8 protein-coding genes are annotated in these 5,051 nt (G+C 69.8%); 7 read left to right on the top strand and 1 reads right to left on the bottom strand.

What is annotated here, in order from left to right; genetic code table 11:
- From G6020_RS02265 to G6020_RS02235, 7 genes are all read left to right on the top strand, one after another.
- A partial coding sequence (locus G6020_RS02265) for a GMC oxidoreductase (RefSeq protein ID WP_241732534.1) occupies positions 1 to 464 on the top strand: 464 nt, incomplete at its 5' end.
- A gap of 57 nt (positions 465 to 521) precedes the next feature.
- On the top strand, positions 522 to 1,457 hold the full coding sequence (locus G6020_RS02260; RefSeq protein WP_182609528.1) for an alpha/beta hydrolase: 936 nt from the start codon (positions 522 to 524) through the stop codon (positions 1,455 to 1,457).
- A gap of 156 nt (positions 1,458 to 1,613) precedes the next feature.
- The gene (trxA, locus tag G6020_RS02255; protein ID WP_179525878.1) at positions 1,614 to 1,997 is read left to right on the top strand and encodes a thioredoxin; all 384 of its coding nucleotides are present in this window, start codon (positions 1,614 to 1,616) and stop codon (positions 1,995 to 1,997) included.
- 143 nt (positions 1,998 to 2,140) lie between these two features.
- Entirely contained in the window at positions 2,141 to 3,262 is a 1,122-nt protein-coding gene (locus tag G6020_RS02250; protein ID WP_179525877.1) for an NDMA-dependent alcohol dehydrogenase, read from the top strand.
- Between the two features lie 184 nt (positions 3,263 to 3,446).
- Positions 3,447 to 3,713, top strand: a complete 267-nt coding sequence (locus G6020_RS02245) for a metal-sensitive transcriptional regulator (protein ID WP_179525876.1) — start codon at positions 3,447 to 3,449, stop codon at positions 3,711 to 3,713.
- 76 nt (positions 3,714 to 3,789) lie between these two features.
- Entirely contained in the window at positions 3,790 to 4,176 is a 387-nt protein-coding gene (locus G6020_RS02240; protein ID WP_179525875.1) for a DUF302 domain-containing protein, read from the top strand.
- Positions 4,177 to 4,189: 13 nt separating this feature from the next.
- Positions 4,190 to 4,804, top strand: coding sequence for a DUF1707 domain-containing protein (locus G6020_RS02235; protein ID WP_179525874.1), 615 nt, complete (start codon positions 4,190 to 4,192; stop codon positions 4,802 to 4,804).
- Here the strand turns inward: G6020_RS02235 and G6020_RS02230 are convergent.
- Positions 4,801 to 5,051 (bottom strand): dihydrofolate reductase (locus tag G6020_RS02230; RefSeq protein WP_182609527.1); only part of this gene is annotated, 251 nt, incomplete at its 5' end. The genes G6020_RS02235 and G6020_RS02230 overlap by 4 nt on opposite strands.

Genomic DNA, 5,051 nt, shown 5'->3' with positions numbered 1-5,051 from the left:
GCCTCGCGGAGGTCGAGGTGCGGCCCTACTCGGTCCCGATTCACCGGGTGATCCCGGGCCTGGACCCCCAGCCGCACCGGATCGGGGTGGCCCTGATGAACCCCGTGGGCCGGGGCCACGTGCGGGAGGGGAGCTCCGGGGGAGACGGCCCGCGGGTGGTGCTGGCCGACGACCCCCGCGACGCCTCCGCGCTCGACCAGGCCGCCGGGATGGTCGCGGACCGCCTGGGGATCCCCGGTGGTGGGCCGCGGCCCGCACCCGTCCCGTCGACCTCCCAGCACCTCGCGGGGTCGGCGCGGATCGGTGAGGTGGTCGACGATTCCGGCCGGGTCCTGGGCTGCGAGGGTATGCGGGTGGCCGACGCGTCGGTGTTCCCGGTGCTGCCGCGGTGCGGCCCCTATCTCTCCGTTCTCGCGGTGGCCGAGGACCTCGCCGCGCGGGTGGTCGCCGGGAGCTCGTGGTAGAACCGATATGAGAACACGTTCCACCGCCGAGGTGGGAGTGCGGGCGGAAGGGCCACCATGACGAGTAGCGAGATCGAGACCCGCAGTGATCACCCCCACGCCGCCGAGCCCCGGTCCTTCACGCTCGCCGGTGCGGCCGGGATGCTCGTCGGCGACGTGTGGGAGCCGATCGGTGATGCGGATCCGGTCGACGAGATCCTCATGCTGCACGGCGGGGCGCAGACCCGGAACTCGTGGAACCGCGCCGCCCGGCGACTCGCGACCGAGGGGTACCGGGTCACGACGATGGACGCGCGGGGCCACGGTGACAGCGACTGGGCGGCGGACGGGGACTACGACATCCACCGCATGGTCGACGATCTCGAGCTGATCGTCGCCGCCCGCTTCCCCGGCCGGCTGCCGGTTCTCGTGGGCGCCTCGCTCGGTGGATTGACCGGACTGCTGGCGCTGGGGACCGCCAAGCCCGTCGCCCGGGCGCTGGTGCTGGTGGACGTCACCCCGAAGATCGAGGCGAAGGGCGTCCAGCGGATCGGGGAGTTCATGCGGTCGGGGCTGGACGGGTTCGCGGACCTGGAGGCCGCCGCCGAGGCGATCGCCGCCTACCAGCCTGGTCGTCAGCGCCCGACGAACCTGGACGGACTGCGCAAGAATCTCCGCCAGAAGGGCGACGGCCGGTGGTACTGGCACTGGGACCCGCGCTTCGTCGCGGGCGCCACCGGGGACAACGCCGAGATCGGGAACGACTACTTCGAGGGGATCGTGCCCCACGTCACCGAGCCGACCATGCTCATCAGGGGGTCGCGATCGGACATCGTCAGCGACGAGTCGGTGGCCCACCTGCTGCGACACCTCCCGCACGCGTACACCCACGAGGTCGCGGACGCCGGTCACATGGTGGCCGGGGACGACAACGCGGTCTTCCTGGACCAGCTCGAGTGGTTCCTGGCGGAGATCCTCGGATCCCCGCCCCGCCCGGGGGCGCGGGGGGAATAACCCCGATCGGGCGACGTTGTTCCTCACTGCACGACCTTGAATACCCACACGGGTATGGTCCGTGCGAGAAGGTCGTCGCAGGCGCGGGCTGTCCGTAGGCTGGCGACGAGAGACGACGGGACGAGAGCCGCCCCGTCCCGCTAGGAGGGCATTCGTATGACCACCGTCGACATCACGACCGCCGACTTCGAGAAGACCGTCACCGACAACGACATCGTCCTGGTGGACTTCTGGGCCGAGTGGTGTGGCCCCTGCAAGGCCTTCGGGCCGGTGTTCGAGAAGGTCTCCGGCAAGAACCCCGAGCTGACCTTCGCGAAGGTCGACACCGACGCGGAGCAGCAGCTGGGCGCGATGCTGCAGATCCAGTCGATCCCCACGCTCATGGCGTTCCGCGAGGGCATCGCCGTGTTCCGTCACTCCGGTGCGATCCCGGAGCAGGCGCTCGACGACCTGGTCGAGCAGATCAAGGGGCTCGACATGGACGAGGTCCGCAAGGCGGTCGAAGAGGCCCAGGCCCAGCAGGGCGACGCCCAGGGCTGAGTCGGCCCACTCCCTCCGGCGCGCCCGCGCGCCGAAATTGGAACAGGTTCTCGGTTTGCCGATCCCCGGTGGACCGATGCGGATATCGTGATGAGAACACGTTCCAGTGACGGGATCACCCCGTCGCGCCCGGAGGGAGTCGAATGAAGACCAAGGCCGCCATCGCCCGAGAGCTGGGCAAGCCGTTCGAGATCGTGGAGGCCGAGCTCGACGGCCCCCACTTCGGCGAGGTGCTCGTCAAGTGGAAGGTCGCCGGTCTCTGCCATTCCGACCTCCACATCACCAGTGGTGACCTGCCCGGGCGACTGCCGATCGTCGGCGGGCACGAGGGCGCGGGCGTCGTCGAGGCGGTCGGCCCCGGCGTGACCCACGTCCAGCCCGGCGACCACGTGGTGGGGTCGTTCATCCCGGCCTGTGGCAAGTGCTCCGCCTGTGCGCGCGGCATGACCAACCTGTGCGACGGCGGACTCAACGGCACGATCGGCGAGATGGCCGACGGCCGGTACCCGTTCGCCCTCGCGAACGGCGAGACCGCCGGCGCCATGTGCACCCTCGGCACGTTCTCGCAGTACACCGTCGCCAACATGAACTCGGTGGTCAAGGTCCAGGACTGGATCCCCTTCGAGGTCGCGGCGCTCGTCGGCTGCGGCGTCACCACCGGCTGGGGATCGGCCGTCTACTCAGCCGACGTCCGGGCCGGTGACACCGTCGTCGTCTTCGGCATCGGCGGCATCGGCATCAACGCGATCCAGGGCGCGAAGCACGCCGGCGCGCGATTCATCCTGGCCATCGACACGGACGAGTCGAAGCTGGCCAAGGCCACGGAGTTCGGCGCCACCCACGTCTACTCGGACGTCGACCAGGCCAAGGCCGAGCTTCCGGGCCTGACCTGGGGGAACATGGCCGAGAAGGCCATCATCACGATCGGCGTGGCGGACGCCAAGGTGACCGCCGACGCCACCGACATGGTGGGTAAGCGGGGGGTCGTGGTGCTCACCTCCATGGGCGGCCTCGACAACCAGTCCATCAACCTCACCGGGCTGTTCGTCTCCCAGTACGAGAAGGTCATCAAGGGGTCACTGTTCGGGTCGGCCAACGCCTTCCACGACATCCCCAACATCCTGCGGCTGTGGGACGAGAAGCAGCTCAAGCTCGACGAGCTGATCACGCACCGCTTCACGCTCGATCAGGTCAACGAGGGCTACGAGATCATGGAGTCCGGCGGCGACGGCATGGTCCGCGGGATCATCGTCCACGACGACTGATCCCCTGCGACTCCGCCGGCACGGCCGGCGCTGCGGGCACGACCGCGGCAACCGTGGGCCCCGGTTCCCCTCGAGGGGGTGGACCGGGGCCCGCGCCGTACACCGGACTGGACAGCGATACCCCCACGGGTACACTGGGGTCCGGATCGACATCCGCATCCGCGAGAGAGCAGGAGGGCCCGAGATGGCTGACGACGAGGCGAGGACGCAGGTGCTCAACCGCCTGCGCCGGGCGCGGGGACAGCTCAACGCGGTGATCGACATGGTCGAGCAGGAGCGCCCCTGCAAGGACGTCGTCACCCAGCTGGCGGCGGTCTCCAAGGCGCTGGACCGCGCCGGGTTCAAGATCATCAGCTCCAACATCCAGGAATGCCTCGCGGGCGACGGCGAGACCGGCGAGGACGGGATCACCGTGGCCGAGCTGGAGAAGCTCTTCCTCTCGCTCGCCTGACCGCTCCCCGGGGCCGTGGGATGCTGGCCCCGGTACGCGGAAGACATCACCCGACCACAGACGTGAGGACTGCGACATGGACGTCGGAATCGGTACGTACACGGCGATGGGATTCGACGAGGCGGTGGAGGCGACCCGCGAGGCGCTCGCCGACCGCGGCTTCGGGATCCTCCACGAGATCGATCTCACCGCCACGCTCAAGAAGAAGATCGACAAGGACATCGAGCGCGTCCTGATCCTCGGGGCGTGCAACCCCGGGTTCGCCGGTGAGGCGTTCGACGTGAGCAAGGAGGTCGCGCTGCTGCTGCCCTGCAACGTCGTGGTCCGCGAGTCCTCCGGGGGCTGCGTCATCGAGGCACAGAACCCGGCGCTGCTGGCACAGGTCATCTCGGGCGGCCTGCAGGACATGGCCGACGAGTTGTCCGCGCAGATGCGGTCGATGATGAAGGACCTCACCCGCTGAGTAACCTGGGGGCATGACCCAGGAGCCGCACACCGACCCGCGGGCCCTCGCTCAGCAGAGACTGGAGGCGATGGTGGGGCGGGGAGAGCTGTCCCTCGCCGAGTTCTCGGACCGGGCCGCCAGGATCTGGTCCGCGACCTGCCCCGCCGAGCTGGAGGTGGCCCTGAGCGGACTGCCGCTGGGTCCCGGCGCGGGGCCCACCCCTTCCTCGGCGCAGCCACCGGCCACCCGGCCGACGGGGGCGATCACCGTCGACGAGAGCCGGAAGAAGACCTCGGTCTTCGACACGCTCAAGCGGGAAGGCCGGTGGTCCCTCCCGGACGACTACCGGCTGACGTCCTGGATGGGCGAGATCTACCTCGACGCCCGTGAGGCCGTGGTCGACCGCCCGCGCACCCACATCCAGCTCGACCTGTGGGCCGCCAACGCCAAGATCCTGCTCCCCCCGGGGGTCTCGGTCGCGGTGACCGGCAACCGGACGTGGTCCGAGCTCAAGATCGACGAGGGCCGCTACGACATCCGTGGTGGCCCGCATCTGGACTTCGAGATCAACGGTTTCATGGCCGGCGTGAAGATCAAGATCCTCGCGGCGGGGGAGCGGATCCCCAAGACGTGGAAGTGGTTCTAGGCGGTTCGACCGCGCCGCCGCCACACCGTGTGCCGGTGCCGGACCTCGTCGTCGTGCCCCTCGACGCGGCTCCGCGGATCGGTGATCCACTCGCCGACCTCGACCCGCTCCCACGTCCCGTCCAGCTCCGGGGCCAGCACGGTCCCCGGGGCGTCCGCGTCGATCTCGGTGACCAGGCACTCGTCGGCTGAGCCGAGCGCGGCGGCGTAGATCTGTCCGCCGCCCATCACCGCCGCGTCCGGGCCGG

This window comes from Dietzia sp. B19 (genome assembly GCF_014145155.1).
Classification (GTDB): domain Bacteria; phylum Actinomycetota; class Actinomycetes; order Mycobacteriales; family Mycobacteriaceae; genus Dietzia; species Dietzia natronolimnaea.
Note: the sequence above shows the minus strand (reverse complement) of the source record. Positions and strands in the feature narration are given on the sequence as shown.